Annotated in this window: 18 protein-coding genes; 3 read left to right on the top strand and 15 right to left on the bottom strand. The window is 72.6% G+C overall.

From position 1 onward, the window contains the following. The first annotated feature begins 118 nt into the window (after positions 1-118). Positions 119-1,954 carry a type VII secretion AAA-ATPase EccA gene (gene eccA / locus ON36_RS04100; protein ID WP_043647737.1) on the top strand — a complete coding sequence of 612 codons (1,836 nt, stop codon included), beginning with the start codon at positions 119-121 and terminating at the stop codon, positions 1,952-1,954. 13 nt (positions 1,955-1,967) lie between these two features. Here the strand turns inward: eccA and eccB are convergent, their stop codons facing one another. Beyond that, positions 1,968-3,470, bottom strand: a complete 1,503-nt coding sequence (gene eccB / locus ON36_RS04095; RefSeq protein ID WP_043647734.1) for a type VII secretion protein EccB — start codon at positions 3,468-3,470, stop codon at positions 1,968-1,970. A gap of 136 nt (positions 3,471-3,606) precedes the next feature. On the opposite strand from eccB, the gene eccE reads away from it, so the two are divergent. Next, positions 3,607-5,340: a type VII secretion protein EccE gene (gene eccE / locus ON36_RS04090; RefSeq protein ID WP_043647732.1), complete on the top strand. Its 1,734-nt coding sequence runs from the start codon at positions 3,607-3,609 to the stop codon at positions 5,338-5,340. Between the two features lie 102 nt (positions 5,341-5,442). Here the strand turns inward: eccE and ON36_RS04085 are convergent, their stop codons facing one another. The 14 genes from ON36_RS04085 to ON36_RS32515 all read right to left on the bottom strand — a co-directional run bounded on the left by ON36_RS04085 (position 5,443) and on the right by ON36_RS32515 (position 18,077). Beyond that, complete coding sequence (locus ON36_RS04085; protein WP_043647730.1) at positions 5,443-5,736, bottom strand: WXG100 family type VII secretion target; 294 nt, start codon at positions 5,734-5,736, stop codon at positions 5,443-5,445. A 44-nt stretch (positions 5,737-5,780) separates the two neighbouring features. Further along, positions 5,781-6,113, bottom strand: coding sequence for a WXG100 family type VII secretion target (locus ON36_RS04080; RefSeq protein WP_043647728.1), 333 nt, complete (start codon positions 6,111-6,113; stop codon positions 5,781-5,783). Positions 6,114-6,160: 47 nt separating this feature from the next. Next, positions 6,161-6,952, bottom strand: coding sequence for an ESX secretion-associated protein EspG (locus tag ON36_RS04075; RefSeq protein WP_043647726.1), 792 nt, complete (start codon positions 6,950-6,952; stop codon positions 6,161-6,163). Next, positions 6,949-7,938, bottom strand: a complete 990-nt coding sequence (locus ON36_RS04070; protein ID WP_043647724.1) for a PPE domain-containing protein — start codon at positions 7,936-7,938, stop codon at positions 6,949-6,951. The genes ON36_RS04075 and ON36_RS04070 overlap by 4 nt, the downstream gene beginning before the upstream one ends. A gap of 27 nt (positions 7,939-7,965) precedes the next feature. Next, on the bottom strand, positions 7,966-8,277 hold the full coding sequence (locus ON36_RS04065; protein ID WP_043647722.1) for a PE domain-containing protein: 312 nt from the start codon (positions 8,275-8,277) through the stop codon (positions 7,966-7,968). Positions 8,278-8,308: 31 nt separating this feature from the next. Beyond that, the gene (locus ON36_RS04060) at positions 8,309-9,652 is read right to left on the bottom strand and encodes a hypothetical protein (RefSeq protein WP_052313626.1); all 1,344 of its coding nucleotides are present in this window, start codon (positions 9,650-9,652) and stop codon (positions 8,309-8,311) included. Between the two features lie 2 nt (positions 9,653-9,654). Beyond that, positions 9,655-9,966, bottom strand: a complete 312-nt coding sequence (locus tag ON36_RS04055; protein ID WP_043647720.1) for a type VII secretion target — start codon at positions 9,964-9,966, stop codon at positions 9,655-9,657. A gap of 99 nt (positions 9,967-10,065) precedes the next feature. After that, positions 10,066-10,362 (bottom strand): YbaB/EbfC family nucleoid-associated protein, encoded by a 297-nt coding sequence (locus ON36_RS04050; RefSeq protein ID WP_043647718.1) that lies wholly within the window; start codon positions 10,360-10,362, stop codon positions 10,066-10,068. Between the two features lie 2 nt (positions 10,363-10,364). After that, a complete protein-coding gene (locus tag ON36_RS04045) occupies positions 10,365-10,697 on the bottom strand; it encodes a hypothetical protein (protein ID WP_043647716.1) in 333 nt (110 codons plus the stop codon). Between the two features lie 10 nt (positions 10,698-10,707). Next, positions 10,708-11,484, bottom strand: coding sequence for an ESX secretion-associated protein EspG (locus tag ON36_RS04040; protein WP_052313625.1), 777 nt, complete (start codon positions 11,482-11,484; stop codon positions 10,708-10,710). After that, entirely contained in the window at positions 11,481-13,325 is a 1,845-nt protein-coding gene (locus tag ON36_RS04035) for a hypothetical protein (RefSeq protein ID WP_157224762.1), read from the bottom strand. Before ON36_RS04035 ends, ON36_RS04040 begins: the two co-directional genes overlap by 4 nt. 166 nt (positions 13,326-13,491) lie before the next feature. Next, complete coding sequence (locus tag ON36_RS32520) at positions 13,492-14,682, bottom strand: hypothetical protein (RefSeq protein WP_052313624.1); 1,191 nt, start codon at positions 14,680-14,682, stop codon at positions 13,492-13,494. Then, positions 14,679-15,041, bottom strand: a complete 363-nt coding sequence (locus ON36_RS04025; protein ID WP_218001164.1) for a toxin-antitoxin system YwqK family antitoxin — start codon at positions 15,039-15,041, stop codon at positions 14,679-14,681. The genes ON36_RS32520 and ON36_RS04025 overlap by 4 nt, the downstream gene beginning before the upstream one ends. 18 nt (positions 15,042-15,059) lie before the next feature. Then, entirely contained in the window at positions 15,060-18,077 is a 3,018-nt protein-coding gene (locus ON36_RS32515) for a hypothetical protein (RefSeq protein ID WP_157224761.1), read from the bottom strand. A 39-nt stretch (positions 18,078-18,116) separates the two neighbouring features. Here ON36_RS32515 and ON36_RS34450 point away from each other — a divergent pair. Beyond that, positions 18,117-18,583, top strand: a 467-nt coding sequence (locus ON36_RS34450) for a hypothetical protein (protein ID WP_218001163.1), incomplete at its 3' end; no start/stop codon positions are given.

Here is an 18,583-nt window from a genome sequence, read left to right as displayed (position 1 = left end):
GACCACACGGCAGCGTTACTTAATCTAACGGACAGGCCGTACCGGCGCGATGCAGGTCTGCCACATGGGATTGAACGTAACTTGTACATCAGCCAAAGATTTCGGGGTCCGACACACCATGCCTGACATTCGCCAAGCCCAGCGTGCCTTCGACGCAGGCGTTCTGTCGCTCGGTTTGTCCATCGATGGCCAGGAGACCCAGCGCGATCAGGAGTACGCGAAACTCGCCTTCCAGCGCGCCACGGAATGGGACCCGTCCATGTGCGACGCGTGGCTGGGCCGCGCCGCCGCCGGGGAGGTCACCCGGGAGGTGCTGTTCAATCTGCACCGCACCAGCCTGGACAGCCTCGGCCGCGAGCAGCGCAGGCTCGGGCTCGCGCCGCGCGCGCTGGCGGGACTGTTCCTGCCCGGCCTCTACGTCAACTACCCCCTGGCCGGGCTGACCGAGATCTGGCTGGCCTGGGCGGCCCAGCTCATCGCCGACGAGAACTACACCCAGGCCGAGCAGGTCCTCGACGAACTGGCCGAGCTGCGCCGCGACCGCACCGACGACCCCGATCGCGAGACCGACAACCGCATCGCCGCCTACGTACGCGGCGTCCTGCACTACAAGACCCAGCGCTGGCCGGATGTGATGACCGTGCTGGCCGGTTCGGCCGAATGGAAGGACCCCTACCTGGCCACCGGCGCGCACGTCATGGTCGGGACCGCCTGCGCCCAGCTCGGCCTGTTCGGCGAGGCGATCCGGCGGATGGAGGCCGCGGAGGCGGGGCCGATCGCGGCGGCCCGCTTCACCGCCATGTACAACCGCGGCCTCTGCCTGCGCGAGACCGGCGACGAGGACCGGGCCCAGGCGCTGTTCGAGCAGGTCTATTCGCAGCTGCCCGATTTCGCCGCCAACACGACGGCCATGCGCGACCGCACCTTCCGCATCGTGGTGACCAGCCGCGAATCCATCGACGCCCGCACCGACCGCTGGGATCCCGCCTCGGCCCCGAGCCTGGCCCAGATGGAGGACGCCCAGGCCGAGGACCGCGCCAAGGAGATCCTGGCCAGGGCGCGGGCCGCCCTGGACAAGCAGGTCGGCCTCGCCTCGGTGAAGAACCAGGTGGCCAAGCTGCAGTCCTCGGCGCAGCTGGCCAAGATCCGGGCCGGGAAGGGCCTGTCGAGCCAGGCCCGCGGCCAGCACCTGGCCTTCACCGGCCCGCCCGGGACCGGCAAGACCACCATCGCGCGCGTGGTCGCCCAGATCTACTGCGGCGTCGGCCTGCTCAAGACCGACAAGGTGGTCGAGGCCAAGCGCGTCGACTTCGTCTCCCAGAACCTCGGCGGCACCGCCATCAAGACCGAGAAGCTGATCGACTCGGCCATGGACGGCGTGCTGTTCATCGACGAGGCGTACACGCTGATCCAGACCGGCCTGTCCGGCGGCGACGCCTTCGGCCGGGAAGCCGTGGACACCCTGCTGGCCCGGATGGAGAACGACCGCGACCGGCTGGTCGTCATCATCGCGGGCTACGACGGCGAGATCGACCGCCTGCTGGCCGCCAACGACGGTCTCGCCTCCCGCTTCGCCAAGCGCCTGCAGTTCCCCTCCTACACGCCCGAGGAACTCGGCCGCATCGCCGAGATCGTCGCCGAGGGGCGGGACTCGCAGCTGTCGGAGGAGGCGCTGGCGGTGCTGGTGCAGCACTGCCGGTTCCTCTACGACCTCGAGAGCGTCGACCAGAGCGGGCAGAAGGTGCGCGGGGTCGACCTGGCGGGCAACGGCCGCTTCATCCGCAACGTCATCGAAGCGGCCGAGGAGGAGCGCGAGTTCCGGCTGGCCAACGACACCGAACTCGACCTGTCCGAGGTCGACGACGCGGTGCTCATGCGGATCGAGGAACCCGACATGCGCACCGCGGTGACCAGCATCATCGCCACCCTCAACGTCGGCCAGCCGACGCTCTGAGGCCCCCGCCGGGCTACTTCGCGCTCGGCAGGGAATCGAAGCTGGTCAGCGCGTCCTTCGCCGAGAGCGTCGGCCCGGGCACCAGCTGTCCGATCACCGACCACGGCGCCAGCCGCGGGGTGTCACCCAGCCCGAGCACGGCCGCGGTGGCGGCGTCGGGGATGCCGTAGCGGATCCCGTTGTCGGCCACGTAGAACAGCGACTCGCGGCGCGGGCTGCCCGGGTCGATGCCGGTGACCTGCACGTACTCGCCGGTGGTCGGGCGCAGGTAGACCGCGTCCATGCGGTCGCCGGTGCCGTCGGCCGAGGCGAGCGCCACGGGCTTGGCCGAATCGGGCAGCGGCAGGGTCATCCCGGTGAGCATGGTGACCGTCGCGCGTTCGCCGGGCCCGTCGACCCGGTCGGACTTGGCCGCGGTGCCGGGGTTCTTGGACCAGCTCACGCAGGCCACCGGCGCGTCCTCGGCGGCGAGCAGTTTCGGCGCGCGCGCCGGGAAGTGGTCGATCGGCAGGGTGTGGCGCACCGACATCTGGTCGAGCATGTCCGGCGGCACGACGGCGATCTCGCGCATGCCGTGCGAGTCGGCGTTGCGCAGCAGGGCCGCAGTGAACTCCGAGACCGGCTGCACGCCGTCGGCCAGCACCACGTACAGCTGCTCACCGCCGGCGCGGCCGCCGCCGGGCACCGAGATGATGCCGCCCACCGGCACATTCGACAGCTTGCCCGGTCCGGGCCTGCCCGCCTCGGGCACCGCGGGCACGGTCAGCGCCGGGCCCTCGGTGGTCGCCCCGAGGAACCCCGTCCCGACCGGTCGCGGCTTCTGGCCGGTCAGGCCGAGCGTGCGGGCCAGCACCGAATTGGCGGGATCGACCTCGACCCGGGTGCCCTGATAGACCAGGTATGTCTTGTCGTTGCGGCGCACCAGCAGGGCGTCGTCGGGTCCCGCCGCGCGGATGCGCTCCCCCAGTACGGGTTTGCCCACGAGCGCGGTCGTCAGGCCGCCGGTCGAACCCGCCGCGCTGCCGGCCGAGGACAGCTGGGTGGTCTCGCACAGGGTCCAGTCGGAGCTCGGGCCCTGCGCCGAGCCGGGCAGGGCGGACGGCGCGCCCGGGATACCGAGCAGCGGCCCGCGCGGCAGCGAATCGAGTTTGGCGTCCTTCACCCCGTGCGGGGATTCGGCCTTGCCCGCGATCAATCGCGCCGACGCGAGATTCAGCACCGGATGCAGGGTCTTCGTCCCGTCCTTGGACTGCACGACGACATACAGCGCGCCGCTCTGTTTCCCGCTGACGATGAGCGAATCCCCGATGGCGCCCTGCGGTTTGAGGAATCCGAGAATGGCCGCGCCCGCCACGATCAGCAGGCCGAGTACCGCACCCACCCACAGCGACCGGCTCTGCGAACGCATCGGATCGTGCAGCATACGCACGTCGCGCCTGATCAGCGCGTGGTCAAGCCTGCGCAACAGGAATCGATAACCGTTGACCTGAGCCTTGGTCGTCAGCTGTGCCGGCACTCCGACCCCCTCGGCGCATGTGTTCTTTCGAACGTGAAGATCACCATCTCGTCGGACACGGTACCGTAATTCCGTACTCGTCCCCGAGCCGAGATTCGGTGTATGCCGAGCAGTGACAACGAATGTGAACGAGGGTATGAACGCACGGGAAACCGCACGCGACAACGTCTACGACACACTGCGTGATCCCGAATTCTGGCTGTTCCGGTTGTTCCCGCTGCGCGCGTGCGTGAGCGTCTCCGTGCTCGCCGCGGTCCTGGCCTGGGTGGTGCTGGCCGCGGGCGCGCCGTGGTACGCCGCGGCGGCCACCGCCGCCGTCGTCCTGCCCGCCGGGCTCGTCCCCGTCCGGCGCCGCAGCGCCGCCGTCCGCCTGGCGGGCTGGGCGAGCCGCCGCCTGCACGCGCGGACCGAAACGCTGGACCGGGCACCGGCGTTCGACGTCCCGCTGACCGAGGGCGGCGCCTGCGGCGTGCGCTGGGACGGCGACCTGCTGCTGACCATGCTGCGCGTCGCGCCGCCCCCGGACAGCCTCACCCTGCTGCAACGCGGCGCGCTGAGCGCCGACCAGCTGCTGCCGCTGACGGAGCTGGCCGGCTGCCTCGACCAGTTCGACGTCGAGCTGGTGAGCATCGACGTGATCGCCACCGGCGCCCGGACCGCGGGCACCGGCGCCGCCGCCCACCTGTACGACCGGATCATCGGCCCGCTGCCCGCCATCGCGCACCGCACCTGCTGGCTGGTCCTCCGCCTCGACCCCGTCGCGAACGCGGGCGCGGTGGACAAACGCGGCGGCGGCGCGGAAGGCGCGCTGCGCACCATGCTCATCGCCACCCGGCGCATCGCCAACCGGCTGGCCACCCGGGGCATCGACACCACCATCCTCACCGCGAACGAGATGAACAGCGCCGTGCGGGAACTCACCCACGGCTTCGACCCGCTGACGCTGTCCGAGACCGCGCACGGGCTGTCCACCGAGCACCGCCACCTGACCCACTACCAGCTGACCGCGCCGATGATCTCCTCGGCGGGCCTTGCCGGCATCTGGGCGACGCCCAGCCTGTCGACCACCGTCACCCTGCGCCTGCATCCCGGCGCGCGGCGCGGCGCCCGCGACGACAACGCGGGCACCGTGGTCCTCAACGCCGTCGTCCGGTTCGACACCGCCTCCGCGCCCGAGCAGGTCCCGCTGCCCGGGCTGCGCGAACTGCCCGGCGGTCAGCGCCGCATCCTGCTCGACACCCTGCCCATCGGCGCCGCCGACGAACTGGGCGGCCGCGACGGCTACCGCGGCACGCTCGCCGCGCTCACCGACATCGCCGTGCCGACCACCGGGTGCGGCCAGCTCATCGGCGCCGACGAGCGCGGCCAGGGCATCGCCGTCCCCCTCATCGGCGCGGGCACCCGCCACGTCGACGTCATCGGCAATCTGGACCTGGCCCAGCAGGTGATCCTGCGCGCGACGGCCCTCGGCGCGCACGCCGTCGTCCACACCACCCGCCCGACCGCGTGGCAGACCATGGTCGCGAATCTGGCCACGCCCCAGCTGCTGTCGATCGCGCCCCGCGCCGCGGGCGCGACGCCGCAGCCGCAACCCGGGCCGCCCCCGGCGCCCGCCGCGCCGTTCCCGACGACCACGGTGCTGGTCTACGACGGCATCACCCCCACCGCGCACCTGGGCGGCGCGACGATCGTCGAGGTCCGCACCACCGAACGCGATCCCGACTCGGCCCCCGCCGACGTGACCCTGATCCAGCACCCGCACTCGCCCAACCACATCACGGTGCGCACGAGCACGGGCAGCGCCACCGTGTCGATGGTGACCACCCCCGACGAGATGCACTACATCGGCGAATCGCTCGCCGCCCGCTAGGCCGACGAGAAGCGGGGCCGTACGCGTGCCTTCCGGCACTCCGTACAGCCCCGCCGTTCGTCGGGACCCGAGGGACCGCGACGCGAGCGCGCCCGCGCTGTCCTAAAAGTCGGCGAAACCGTCGCCGACCTTGCCGTCGGCCTCGAGGGCGCGGTTGAGCGCCGACTCGACCTGGCCGGCCAGCTTGTCCAGCTTGTCGAGGGTGTCGGTCAGTTCCTCGGTGACACCCTTGTGCGCGGTGTCGAAGTTCGCGATGGCCTTCTCACCCTGCAGGGCGTTGCGGAAATCGCCCGCGGCGCTCTCCAGCTCGCCGATCTCGCTCTTCATCTTCCCGCCGTGGGTCTGAAGGTCGCTGTACAGCTCGTTCATCGCCGCGGGATCGTAAAGAATGGTCATGCTGTGATCCTGTTCGTATCGATTGTCGAAAGCATGCGGACGCGCTACATGTTGAGCGTGGTGAGCGGGGTGCCGCCGCCCGCTCCGCCACCGGACAGACCACCCTGGTCCATGTTCACGATGGTGTTCTTACCGTTGTTCACCGCTTCGGTGAGGCGGTCGAACTTCTTGTTGAGGGCGTCGGCCTCGTCGTGCCACGCCTGGGCGACCTTGACGAACTCGTCGCTCGCGTCACCCTTCCAGCCGCGCAGGACGGCCTGGGCCGCGTCGTCGATCTCCTTGACCGAGTTGCGGAGGTTGCTGATCGAGCTCTCCATGTGGGAGACGACCTTGTCTACACCACCGGCTTCTACACCTACTGGTCCCTGAGGGGGCATTGTCGAACCTTTCTTCGTGATGGGTGGAGCGGAAATGGCTGATAGGGCTAATAGGGCAGCCACCTCCCACCGGGCAGCCCCTCGAGGAGCGCACCGACGGCCTGGGTGAGGCGGTGGTCGGTGCCCGGCGTGATGGTGGACCACACCTGTCCGTCGGGCGCCGTGGTCGGCGCGACGACGATCCGGCCGCGCGCGGTGTCGTACACCGCGACCGCGCCAGGAGCTCGGGTGGTCAGCCCGTCGTGGTGGACCGCGGCGACGATCTCGGCGTAGCCGTGGCAGGAGCCGAAGGCGGCGCCGAGGACGGCCGCGTCGTGCGCGGCGATGCCGAGCGCGTACATCGCGTCCACGTAGTCGGTGGTGGTGTCGGCGGCGTCGAGCCGCCGGGCGAGGTCGTCGGCGGCGACGCTGGCCGCGGCGACCTCGGCGGGCGGGCAGTCGGGCAGGGCGCCGAGCAGCAACCGCGCCAGTTCCCGGTCCGAGCCGTCGATGCCGGTCGTGGCGATCTCGAACTCGTCGCCGGTGCGCACGGCGGTGGCGTGGCGGGTTCCTCGGCGCGCCACGCAGATCCGGGTGGTGCCGTCGGCGCGGTAGGAACGCCCGGACAGCTCCGCGTCGGGCTGGGTGAGGGTGTACAGCGCGTCGGCGAGGTCGCCGGTGACATCGCCGTACCCGTCGAAGGTGCCCGCGGCCGTGAGGTCGGCGACCGCGCGATCGCGCGCGGCCCGCCAGGCGTCGATGGTGTCCTGGCGCGGTCCCGCGGCGAGGACGAGCGGCAGCGTCTGCACGCCGAGCCGGTCGGCGACGGCCAGCAGGGCGTCGTTGGTGAGGGTGGTCATGCGGTCCCCTCGGCGCCGGTCTCGCGGGTGACGGCCTGCGGCACCGGGCGTTCCGTGCCGCCGAGCACGGCGGGCGCGGCCTGGATCTCCCCCTCGGCCACGAGCTGGTCGGATTCCTCGTAGGCCAGACCGGCGCGCGGGAACCGGGCGGCGTCGGCCGCGCCGCCGTTGGCCATGGCGCCGGGCACGATCGGGGCCGCCTGGCCGCCGGGCGTCGCGACGGGCGCGGCCGTGGTCGTGGTGGTCACCACCGGCGTCGTCGACTGGGCGAAGACCGGCGCGCGATAGGCGGTCTGGACCGGGCCGGGCAGCGCCGGAAGCGCGAGGGGACCCATCATCCCGGCACCGGGCATCGCCGCGGCGCCCGCGGCGGCGGCCGCCGGGTCGCCGCTCGTGCCCGCCTGTTCGGCGGCCAGCGCGGTCTCGGGCACGATCGGCGGCGGCGGCACGTGCAGCCACGGGGTGGCGAGGGGTTCGGTGGCCGCCTCGTAGCTGCGCATGACCCGCGAGGCGACGGCGGTGGCCGCGTCGGCGTCGGCGTCGGTCTGCGCCGCGATGGCCTTCACCGGCGCGCCGAGCATGCTGCCGACGTTCTCCAGCGCCTTCTGCGCGGTCGCGATGGCGTCGAGTTCGGCGGCGCCGGGCATCGCGCGGGCCGCGACCTCGTAGGCGAGCACCTGGGCCTGCATGCGTGCGGCGTTGGCGGTGGCCGCGGCGGCGGTCTCGACCAGCCAGTCGCGCAGGGTCGAGATCCGTTCCCACACCTCGTCACTGCGGCCGGACTGCCAGGATCCGCGCAGTGTCCGCAGCACCTGCTCGTAGTCGAGCACGGCCGTGCCGAGGGCCGTGGCCAACCGCGTCCACGCGGCGGCCGCGTCGGCCATCGGCACCGGGCCGGGACCGGTGGTGAGGTCGGCGGCGAGCCGGGCGGGCTCGCGCGCCTCCCACACCACCCCGGTGAACCCGGGCTGCGGTGGTTCGATCATCGACTTCTGCTTCCCCCTGGTCGGCGGCTAGGCGGCGGAACCGCCGAAGCCCACCGAGTTGTCGGTTTCCATGCGGTCGAACTCGCTGATCTGCGCGCGCAGACCGGCCGCGAGCTTGCGCATCTCGTGCACGCCACGGTCCGCGCCCGCCAGGAAATCGGCGGCGACGTCGTTGGCGGTGAGCGCGGCCCGGCCCGAGACCTCGTCCACGCCCGCGGGCGCGATCCGCAGGGCGGGGCTGACCGCCTCGATCTCGCCGGTGAGCCGGTCGACCAGGGCGTCGAGCGACCCGGCCGCCTTACCCGCCGCGACAGCGTCGAATTCGAACGTGTTGCTCATTGGCTGTTCCTCCTGCGGTTCGTCTGCGTGTCTAGAGCGTGAGGGCCTTGTCCGGGGGCGCCTCGGACGAGACGACCTCGGCCGCGCCGACCACCGGGGTGGCCACGCCCTCGAGCTGACCGACGACCTCGTCGCCGTGGGTGGCGGTCACCAGCTGCGAATGCACCGCCTCGCCTGCGGCGCCGTCGACCGGCCGCGCCATCGCGGCGCCGCCCGCGCCCATGGGCATGTAGCCCGGGGCCGACGTGGCCGACGCCGTGGTCACATTGGCGCCGCCGCCGGTCGTCGTCGTGCCGGTGGTGCCGACGCCGCCGGTGCCCGCCGCGACGGTCCCGCGGCCCTGCCAGGGGCTCAGCGGCGTGCTCGCCGCCGCGGCGCCACCGCCGCCGAAACCACCGATCGCGCCGATACCGCCCGCGCCGCCGCCCGCGCCTGTTTCCGCCGCGTCGAGTTCGGCGCCGGTCTCGCCCTCGGTGGTCACCCCGTCGCCCGCGATGCTGCTCAGCGTGCCGCCGGTGGTGGTCGAGGTGGACAGCGAACTCGTCTGCGAGGCCAGCGAGGTCAGCGATTCGGCGACCGTGCTCGCGGTGCTGATGAGCGGGGTGATCAGGCTCATCAGCTGGGTCAGCGATTCGGTCCCGTCGACGCCGGACGGCGCGTTGGTGACCTCGACCTTCTCGCCTGCCGTCGTCATCTGGGCGCTGTGACCGAGCAGCTCGGCCTTGGTCTCGGCGGTGATCGCCAGGCCCTCGGTGATCGCCTCCACCGTCGCCGCGACCAGGGCGGCCTGCCCGACCGGTGTGATCGCGTAGAGCGGCGCCATGGCCATGGTCGCCGAGTAGCGTGCCAGCAACGCCGACATCGCGGCGGTGCCCTTGGCGACGCTGCCCGCGGCCTGGGTGAGCACGGTCTTCTCCGCCACGCTCTGCTGGGCGAGCTCGGCGCCGTTGGCCTGGGCCGCGGTCGCCTTGCCCGTCGCCTCGGTCGCGGCGGCGCTCTGCCACAGCGACATCACGGTCGAGAGCGCCGTCGAGCCGAGCGACATCACCGTGCTCAGCACCGAGGAGATGTTGGACAGCGCGTCGGTGGCCGAGGCGCCCGACGCGCCGGTCGACCCGAGCTGCCCGGTGCCGAAGGCCGAGGCCAGCTGCGTCAGCGGTTGCATCAGCGCGGTCAGGTCGATGGTCGGCAGCGGTGGCAGTTCGGGCAGCGCCACGAATTCCGGCAGCTGCGGCAGCTGCGGCAGGCCGAGCGAGGTGAGCACCTGGCTCACCGGCTGGTCGAGCATGGGTGCGAGGGAACTGCCACGCAGCAGTTCCAGGACGGTCGGGTCCAGCGAGGCGCCGGACGCCGAGGTTCCCCCGGGATAGACCATGGCTACCGCGTGACCGTGCTGATTCCGAGCTTGCCCGCGGCGTCGGCGCCCTCGTAGGTGGCCGCCGCCTCCATCGCCGTGAGGGCGGTGCCCGCGTGCACGGCGGCCAGCTGGGCGACCGAGCTCAGGTGGTTGGCCTGGGCGTAGGCGAACGACAGCAGGAACTCCTGGCCGATCAGGCCGAACACGGGGACGGCCGCGGCCACGGTGGCCGCCTGGTCGACCGCGCCCGCCTGCGCCACACCCGCCGCCATGGTGGCCGAGGCCCCGGCGTAGGCACGAACTGCATCGGGAACTACCGCAACATGGTTCATGGTCGTCGTCCAATCTCGAAACAGCTCTTGCTGTTTCGTTACCTTATCTACCTGGCCGGGTGGTCCGCTACGGGCTGCCCGGTGAAGATCAGTTGAATCTCACGTATTGGCTTCGTTGAAAGCCGTCACGAGCGCGCCCCGTTCGGCATATGCCCGGTACAATGCCGCGTGCGCGGTCCGCACCAGAACCTGTTCGAATTCCGCGGGCGTCAATGTGCCCACCGCGCCGGACAATTCCAGTCCGATCAACGCACCGGCGCCGTCCACCACCACGGTGACCGCGCCGTCGGCGGAGGTCTCCTCGACCCGGATCCCCGCCGTCGCCTCCTGCAGATCCTGCAGCCGGTACAGCTGGTCACGCACCCGCGCGACCAGTTCGTCCATCGTCTCGACCATGCTCACACCGACCTCAACCAGCTCTGCGGTTCCGTGTCGTACTCCTGCTCCTCCACGATCTCCGCGGCGGCGACCTCGGCCTCGGTGGGCAGGCCGGTCGCCGCGAGCAGCGCCGGATCGAATCCGGCCTCGGCCAGCTGATTCCGTCGCGCCAGGCCGGCCCGTTTCGCCGACTTCTGGCACAGGCGCAGGATCTCGCCCGCCAGCGCCGACGGATCCCGGCGCAATTCCTCGGGATCCACCGTGATCCCCACCGGCAAGCCCTGCTCGGTGGTGCGCACGACGATCGTTCCGGTCAGCGACGACGCGCTGAACTCGGTGGGAAATTCCTCCACGACACCCTCCCTAGGCCCGGTCGTCCTTGATGGCGCGGACGACTTCGGCGATCTGCCCGTTGATCAATCCGACCAGCCGCCGCCGGTCCACCGGCGCCACCCGCAGCGGCGAACCGGGCAGGATCGCGTACCGGCCGTCCCCGATCACGTCCCGCCACACCATGGCCAGGCGCAGCACGCCGCGCGGACCGAACCGCGACCAGCCCTGCTCGACCGCGATGGTGCCGCTCAGATCCATCGGCTCGGCGAGGAACTCGTTCGGCGAGGTGGGCGAGCCGTAGCCGTCGTCGTGGACGAGGGAACGGCCGTAGGTGAAGTCGTGGCCGGAGTCGGTGTCGACCAGTTCGAAGTCGCGACGCCGGCCGGCCTCCACGTCCGGCAGCACCGCGGCGACCGCGTCACCGAGGGAGAGCACCTCGTGGCGGGTTACGGTGAAGCCGCCCGCGGACTCCATGTCCGCGCCGGGCCGCTGGGCGACCACGAACGCGTCCTCGCCCCGGCGCACCGCGTGCACCCGGATCGACCGCGCGGGATTCGCCGGGTCGCGCTCGTCGATCGCGCGCAGGATCACCCGGATGTCGGGGCGGCTCAACGCCTCGACCAGCGCGTCGACCTCGGCGCCCGACCGCTCCCTCGCCGCCTGCCACGCCTCCCGCTTGCGCCGCTGGCTCTCGTCGTAGGCCACCGGCTCGGGCAGGTACGTCATCGGATCGGGCAGCCCGCCCGCCCGGAGTTCGTGCCACATGCCGACGAACTCCAGGGGGCTGAACTCGAAAACGGCCGTCACTGTTCGACAACCGGCCTTGCCACGATCGGGGCCGCGCCGAGCGCTTCCTCGAGATGCTCCACCGAGTCGAGGTACTCGGCCCGCTTGTGTTCCTTCTGCTGCTGGCCGCCCGCGCCCGCGCCGCCCATCGGGGACATGGGCATGCCGCCCATGGGCGAACTCGCCGACGACGCGACCCCGGCCCGCGCCACCGACTCCAGCCCGGCCGTGGCCACCGAGGCCCGCGGGAACAGCCGCGAGGCGGCGTCGAGCGCCTGCGGACCCGAGCCGGCGCCGCCGCCGCCCGCCCCGGCGCCGCCGCCACCACCGCCGCCCTTGCCCGCGGCGCTCATCGCCTTCTTCGCCTGCTCCTGCAGATCGCTCAGGCCCGACATGCCGGGCAGCGAGGACAGCCCGCTCAGACCCGAACTCGCCTGGTCGGCGGCGGTCTGCGCGGCCGAACTCGCCTGTTCGAGGCCGGACTGCACCGCGGAACCGGCCTGCTCGAGGCCCGACTGCAGGGCCGAGCTGATCTGTTCGGCGGCCGAGGACGCCTGCTCGGCCGCGCTGGTGCCCGAACCGCTCGATCCGCTCTGTGCGGCCTGCTGAGCCGCGGACTGCGCCGCCTGCGACAGCGCCGACAGGCCCTGCTGCAGCGCCGCGGCGGCCGCGCCGCTGCTGCCCGAGCCGGACCCCGAACCCGAGCCGCCGCCCGCGCTGGTCGAGGTGCCGCCGCCGGTCTGGGTCGGGCGGTCGCCGGTCGTCGGCGGGATCGGGTCCGGCAGCACCGCGATCACCTTCGCGGTGGTGTTGAGCCCGGGGACGTAGGTGTTCTCCATGATCCGGACGAAACCCGCCTTGCGGGTGCGCTTGTACTGCTCCTCCCAGGCCGCGGGCGACATGCCGCCCGAGGGCGAGCCGACGGGGGTCGCGTCCTCGGTGGCCAGCGCGGCACCGGTCGTGTACAGCCATTCCGAGACGTACTCGAGAGCGTCACCGACGGCGCGCATGCTCTCGACCAGGTTGTCGTTGCCCGTGCCGTAGGCCGCGATCGCCTTCTGCGCCCGCGCCGCGCCGCCCTCGTTGTTCGGGCTGCGCCAGGCGTTCTCGGTGGCGGTCATCTTGTTCGACAGCGTGCCGAAGCCCTCGTTCAGCTTGCTGGCCAGCCAGCGCCAGTCCGAGGCCGCCTGTGCCGCGACGATGGGCGCGGCGGGCGAACCGTTCATGATCGAGGGAATGATCTTGGAGTGGTAGTGGTCGTAGGAGTACGCCTCCGGCTCCTCGGCGCGCGCGGCCTGGCTGTCGAAGGTCAGCGACTTGCCGGGGCTGGACAGGCTCGACGGCAGGCCGTAGTTCGAGTCCTTCAGGCTGCCCACCTCCTTCCAGTCCGGCTGCGCGGTCTTCTCCTTGCCGGACGGCGTGTGGTGGTCGTTCTCCTTCTTGAGGTCAGCCGGACCCCACGGCGCGCCGAAATCGGTGCGCTTGTCCTTGGACGAGTCGATCCGCGCACGCAGCGCGGCCAGGTCGGTCTTGCTGCCGTCGTCGGTGCCGGTGTACGCCTTGCCCGCGGCGAGGAAGGTGTCGCCCATGTCGTCGAGGATCTTCAGATGATCGTCGAGGATGGTGCCGAGATCCCGCCCCTTGGCCGAGAACCGCTCGGCCAGCGCGGCGGAGGAGTCGATGCCGTCGACGAACGGCTTCAGCTTGTTGACCTTGTCCACATGACCCTTGGCGGTGTTCACCACGGCCCGCACGTCGATGGTGGCGTTGACCAGCCCCTCGATGACGCCCGGCTGCAATTCCAGCACCCCGTTGCGGGACTCGGTGCGCAGCCCGCTCCACGGATTAGCTGTCTCACCCATAGACGACCGTCCTCCTGCTGACCGCCACGCAGCCTCCCCCGGCCGGGGATACACCACGCGATTGTTTCCTTCGGCGTGGCAACGATTCTAGTGGACCACGTGTGAATCCCGCATGTACAGAATCGATCCCGCCGGTGGCGGGCGGCCGACCATCAGGGAAGCCGGATCACGCCTCCCCGGCCGCCGACGCGCCGCGGCGCGCGGTCACCCCCGCGAGAAACAGCTGGTACCAGGCGTTGTCGACGTCGAAGCGGTCGCGCGGGAACACGGCGGTGAACGTCTCGGGCGCGACCGCGGCCTGTTCGGCCGCGCGCACGAGGGCGGGCACCGCCGCGCGCTGCGCCTCCGTCGCCGAGTCGCCGAGCAGCCTGCCGAGCAGGTCCGCCACCGTCCTCGACGACCACATCCCCGGCACCGCGGGCGCGCAGGCGTCGGCGCCCGGCGAACCACCCCGATACCAGCGACCGGCCTCCCACCAGTAGCAGAAGGTCAGCATCCCGTTGCCCGCGCGCCGATTCAGCACCGGGTCGGCGACCCACTCCGGCGCGCCCGCGTAGAGCGGGGGCAGCGCGCCGTCGTGGTTGTAGGCCAGGTCCAGTTCGGGCGCCTGCCAGATGCCGCCGGACAGGACCGCGCGGTCCCCCGGCAACAGGCACAGCGTCGACCCGTGGTGCGTCGACCCCTCGAACGCGTGGAACGCGGGCGAGACGCGCGGCCCCCACTCCGACCGGACCGCCACGAATCCCGCGGCGATCAGGCCCCAGCGCCGCGCCATGAGATCCAGCGCCGGGAACTCCTCGTCGGGCGCCGAGGCGCTCGGGCGCCGCCCGGCCGCGGCGTCCGCGCGGGCCTGCTCGGCCGCGGCGACGGGGTCCCGCTTCTGGCGGTCACCGTGATGGACGTAGGCCGCCAGCCACACCGGGATCTCCCGGCGCGGGTAGTACTCGAGATCCGTGCGGTAGACGGTGGGCGGGAAGAGCTGATCATCGGGGAAGGGCTCGTCGCCGTAGTCGAAGTCGACCTCCATCCGCCCCGAACTCGTCATCGACACCAGGTAGCGCCACCATGGCCCGTCGCCCAGGTCGGCCGACAGGTGCCGGTGCTCCCGCAGCAGGGCGAGCAGGTCGTCGCTCGGGAAGACCCGGGCGATCCGGTCCACGTCGTCGACGAAGACGATCAACGTCACCTCGGCGGCCGCGGTCATGGCGAAGCTCGCGTCGACCTTGCGCCAGCCCGCCGGGCCCAGCGCACCCAGCTCCCTGGCGATCCGCTGGCTCAGCTCGGCGGCCCGCTCGGTGACGTCCTCGGCCCGCACCGCCGCCGCGACGAGATTGAACCCCACATCCGGATCGGTCACAGCGCGTCCCCGTCGATCTCGTTGCCGTCCTCGTCCCAGGCGCGCACGTCCTCGAGGTCGCCCGTGTCGTCGAAGTGCTTCTCGACGGCGAGCGTGCCGTTGTGGTGCCAGCGCCGCCAGACACCCACCGGCAGGCCGTGTTCCACCCTGCCCTCGGACTTCCGGCCGCCGTCGGCCCACCACTCCAGGTCCGGGCCGTGCGGAATCCCGTCCACGTAGGCGGTCAGCGACAGCAGCTGCTCCCCCACGGTCTCGACGACCTCGCCGGTGAACGGCTCGCCACGGTACTCGAGCCGCAGATCGGCGCCGGTGCCGATGTCGGCCCCGTCGGCGGAGCTGTCGATACGGCGCGGTGTCATGGCCTTCCCCTCACTGTCTCACTGGAAGAGTGTCCTCCGGCGGGACGGGTCGGCCACCACGTCCCGGACCAGCAGGCCCAGGTCGAGTTCCGGCGGCAGGGACCGGTAGACCAGCTCGCACTGGACCAGCCCCGCCGCCAGCACGGTGAACCGCGTCACGCGCTGCGCGGACCGCTCCCACCGCACCTCCACCGGACCGTCGAGATCGATCGCCCGGTTGCCCGCGCGCAGGATCAACCTGTCCCCGTCACGGTAGAGCACGACCACCGAGTCCCCGAGGTCGGTGTAGAGACCCGACGGCGCCGCGAACGTCGACGGCGCCGCGTGCAGCGCCCCCGTCACCGGATCGAACTGCGCGGCCAGCCCCACACCGCCGAACGGCCGAACCACCAGCGGCTGCGTCTCCACCGGCCGCTGGTACACCGGCTGGTACCGCCGGCCGTTCCCGCTCCCCTGCTGCCCCATTCCGTTCATGGGCGGCATCGCGGGCGGATACATTCCCCCGCACGCGTCGCTCGGCGAGCCCGGCCAGGTGCCGGGGGCGTAACCGTTGCTCGGCACGTAGCTGTTGCCCTGCGGGTAACCGTGGCCCGCGGGACCGTTGAGCGACGGGTATCCAGTGCCCGGCGGATTGCCGGCGTTCGGGGTGTACCCATTGCTCGAGGGGTCGCCGGAGGGCGGAAGGTATCCGGTATTCGGCCCGAACCCATTGACCGAGGGATCGCCGCCGGCGCCCGGCGCCTGACCGGCACCGGGCGAATCCCCGTTGGCCGGCCCATCGCCCGGCGCGTAGCTCCCGTTCGCGAGGCCGGTGTGATCGCTTGGCGCGAAGCCATTTCCGAGCGGACCGCCGGCACTCGGGCCGTACCCGGCTCCTGTCGGGGTGCCGCCGGTCGATCCGTAGCCGTTGCCCGGCTGCTCGGCGTTGCTCGGCGCAGAGGCACCGCCCCACGGATTTCCGGCACCCGCCGCGAACCCACTGCTCGACGGGTCGCCGCCCCTCGCGGTGTGGCCGTCGCCCACCGGTGCGCCGCCGTTCGGGTGATAGCCGGTACCTGACGGCGTGCCTTCGGTCGGCCCGTAGCCGTTGCCCGGCAGGGTTCCACCGTGCGGCGGAGCACCGTTCGGCGGCCCGAAACCGTTGCCCGGCACCGCCGAATCGGTTGGCCGGCCACCGTTCGGCGACCCGAAACCGTTGCCCGGCATCGTCCCATCCGTTGTCCGGCCATCGTTCGGGTGACCGAAACCGTTGCCCGTTTGCTCGCCGACGCCCGGCACGTGACCGTCGGCCTGCGGATGGCCGTAGCCCCACGGAGCACCACCGCTCGGCGCGTACCCGCCGTCCGGCGGGTTGCCCGCCGACGGGTACCGGCCGGGCACGGGCGGTTGCTGGGCGTACTGTCCGCCGCCGGCCGGATCCGAACCCCACGGCGGCAGCGGAATCTCGGGCCGACCCGAGGGGTACGAGCCACCGCCGGGCCCACTCGGCTGTTGCGGCGGCCAGGTGGACACCGGCGACGAAGCCTGGCCGATATCCACAAGGCCGGGCGGCAGCGTCACGGGAACACCGGGCCCGGGCTCGGCCGGCGACGGCGGGAACCCCGGCAGGCCCGGCGTCCCCGATGCGCCCGGCGGGAGCGGAAGACCTGGCACACCCGGCAGGTGGGGTTCGCCCGGCCACACCGGAGCACCGGAATCATCCGGCCGTTCCGGCAGACGAGGCGGGAAGGGCTGGTCCGGCCACTCGGGCAGTTGAGGCGGCAGCTGCTGGTGCGGGGGCACGGGCAGCTGTGGGGGTGTCGGCCACTGCGGGGGCACCGGAACCTGCGGGGGCGTCGGCAATTGCGGCGGCACCGGAACCTGCGGGGGCGTCGGCAACTGCGGCGGCACCGGAACCTGCGGCGGCGTCGGCAACTGCGGCGGCACCGGAACCTGCGGCGGCGTCGGCAACTGCGGCGGCACAGGCGGCTGCGGTTGCGGTGGCACTGGCGGCTGAGGGTTCGGGGGCTCCGGCGATTGCGGAGGTACGGGCAGCTGCGGCGGGACAGGCGGCTGCGGCTGCGGCTGCGGCTGCGGCTGCGGCTGCGGCTGAGGGGGATCGTGCGGTGCGGGCACCGGTACCGGCCAGTCGCGCGGTCCGTCGAACACGGGCACGTCTAGCTCGTACTCCCATTCGCGCGGCGGATGCGGAATGTGCGAGCGCACCGCCCATCCCGGCAGCAGGCGGCGCTGGTCCTCGCCCCGGTCCGGGGTGCGCGGCGGCTGCCCGTCGTCTTCGCCACCCCGTGGCCGACGCGGCTCACCGCCCGAACCATCCCGACCACGCCCGCCACGGTCACGGCCGTCGCCGGAGCCCGTGTCGCGATCACCGCCGTCGCGGCCGTCGGTGTCGCCGTGGCCGTCGCGGTCGCGATCCCCGCCGCTGCCGGCACTGTTGCCATCGCGACCCCGGCGATCGCTGGCCGCAGGGTCTTCCGTGGCGACGCGGGGCCGGTCCTCGCCGGTGCTGCCGGACTCGCCGTCGCGGCTGTTCGGGTCCTCGGTATTCCTCGGTTCGCGTTGTGTGCCCGGAGGTTCGGCGCCGTCGACGGTCGGGCCGGCCGGGCGGGCGGCGTCCTCCGCGGGCGTGCCTTCCGTGTCCGCGCGGGGGCCGGGTTCGGCCGGGGGCCTGTCCGGGCGGGTTCGTTCCGTCGCACCGTCGAAAACGCCACGGCCGTGAGGATCGCCAGGGGTGGTCGGTGCGGCGGCGGACGGCGACGCGGGCAGGCCGAGGCCGCCCAGGTCGAACGCCTTGTCGACGTCAGGCTCGGGTCGATCCCCGTCGGCCGTTGACCGCTGCCGCGACGCGTCGCCCGTCGTTCCGTCCGCGCTTGCATCGGTGTCTCGCGCTGCCCCGATCGGGGACGCGGCGGAGCTGTCGCCGGGAACCGGCCGCGCGAGAGCGCCGTCACCGGGCCCCGGCGGGAGGTGCGGGGAGTCCGGGCCGCCGGGCAGTCCGCCGTCAGGGGTGGGGGCGGCCGGGGCGGTGGCGGGCAACGCGCGGTGATCGCCGCCGGTGACCTCCGGCTGGGGGGCGTGTGGCTCGTTCAGCAGGGCGCGCAGGGACGCGATGTCGGCGGCGCGGGCGCGGATCTCGTCGCGGATCCGGGCGTGGACCTCGGCGAGCTGGGCGGGGGTGAGGCGCTCGTGCTTGTCGATGCGGCCGTCGCGGTACCTCTCGTAGACCTCGGCCCAGCGCTGCGGTTCGGCGTCCGTGAGGTCGAGGCCGAGCAGGCGTGCGTGGTCGCGGCTCGGACCGGGGAGGGCGTCGTCCGCGGGCGCGGGCAGGGGGCGGGTGTCGGTGAGGTCGGTCGCGCCGACCTCGCGGAGGAAGTCGAGGGCGTCGCGGTCGTGCACCGGCGGGTCGTCGCCGCGGGCGCGCGGGTCGGTCGCGGGGTCGTAGACGAGGCCGTCGGTGTACGGGTCGACGGCGGCCAGCGCCCGGACGTAGTCGGTGAGCGGCCCGGTCAGGTCGTCCGGGTCGCCCCGGCCGATGCGGTTGG

Origin of the sequence: Nocardia thailandica NBRC 100428 (genome assembly GCF_000308795.1) — a bacterium.
Lineage (GTDB): Bacteria > Actinomycetota > Actinomycetes > Mycobacteriales > Mycobacteriaceae > Nocardia > Nocardia thailandica.
Note: the sequence above shows the minus strand (reverse complement) of the source record. Positions and strands in the feature narration are given on the sequence as shown.

Bases quoted from the DNA above. Each gene is read 5' to 3' on its own strand.
- eccA (WP_043647737.1), top strand. From the start codon at position 119: ATGCCTGACATTCGCCAAGCCCAGCGTGCCTTCGACGCAGGCGTTCTG.
- eccE (WP_043647732.1), top strand. From the start codon at position 3,607: ATGAACGCACGGGAAACCGCACGCGACAACGTCTACGACACACTGCGT.
- ON36_RS04085 (WP_043647730.1), bottom strand. From the start codon at position 5,736: ATGACCATTCTTTACGATCCCGCGGCGATGAACGAGCTGTACAGCGAC.
- ON36_RS04080 (WP_043647728.1), bottom strand. From the start codon at position 6,113: ATGCCCCCTCAGGGACCAGTAGGTGTAGAAGCCGGTGGTGTAGACAAG.
- ON36_RS04075 (WP_043647726.1), bottom strand. From the start codon at position 6,952: ATGACCACCCTCACCAACGACGCCCTGCTGGCCGTCGCCGACCGGCTC.
- ON36_RS04070 (WP_043647724.1), bottom strand. From the start codon at position 7,938: ATGATCGAACCACCGCAGCCCGGGTTCACCGGGGTGGTGTGGGAGGCG.
- ON36_RS04065 (WP_043647722.1), bottom strand. From the start codon at position 8,277: ATGAGCAACACGTTCGAATTCGACGCTGTCGCGGCGGGTAAGGCGGCC.
- ON36_RS04060 (WP_052313626.1), bottom strand. From the start codon at position 9,652: ATGGTCTATCCCGGGGGAACCTCGGCGTCCGGCGCCTCGCTGGACCCG.
- ON36_RS04055 (WP_043647720.1), bottom strand. From the start codon at position 9,966: ATGAACCATGTTGCGGTAGTTCCCGATGCAGTTCGTGCCTACGCCGGG.
- ON36_RS04050 (WP_043647718.1), bottom strand. From the start codon at position 10,362: ATGGTCGAGACGATGGACGAACTGGTCGCGCGGGTGCGTGACCAGCTG.
- ON36_RS04035 (WP_157224762.1), bottom strand. From the start codon at position 13,325: ATGGGTGAGACAGCTAATCCGTGGAGCGGGCTGCGCACCGAGTCCCGC.
- ON36_RS04025 (WP_218001164.1), bottom strand. From the start codon at position 15,041: ATGACACCGCGCCGTATCGACAGCTCCGCCGACGGGGCCGACATCGGC.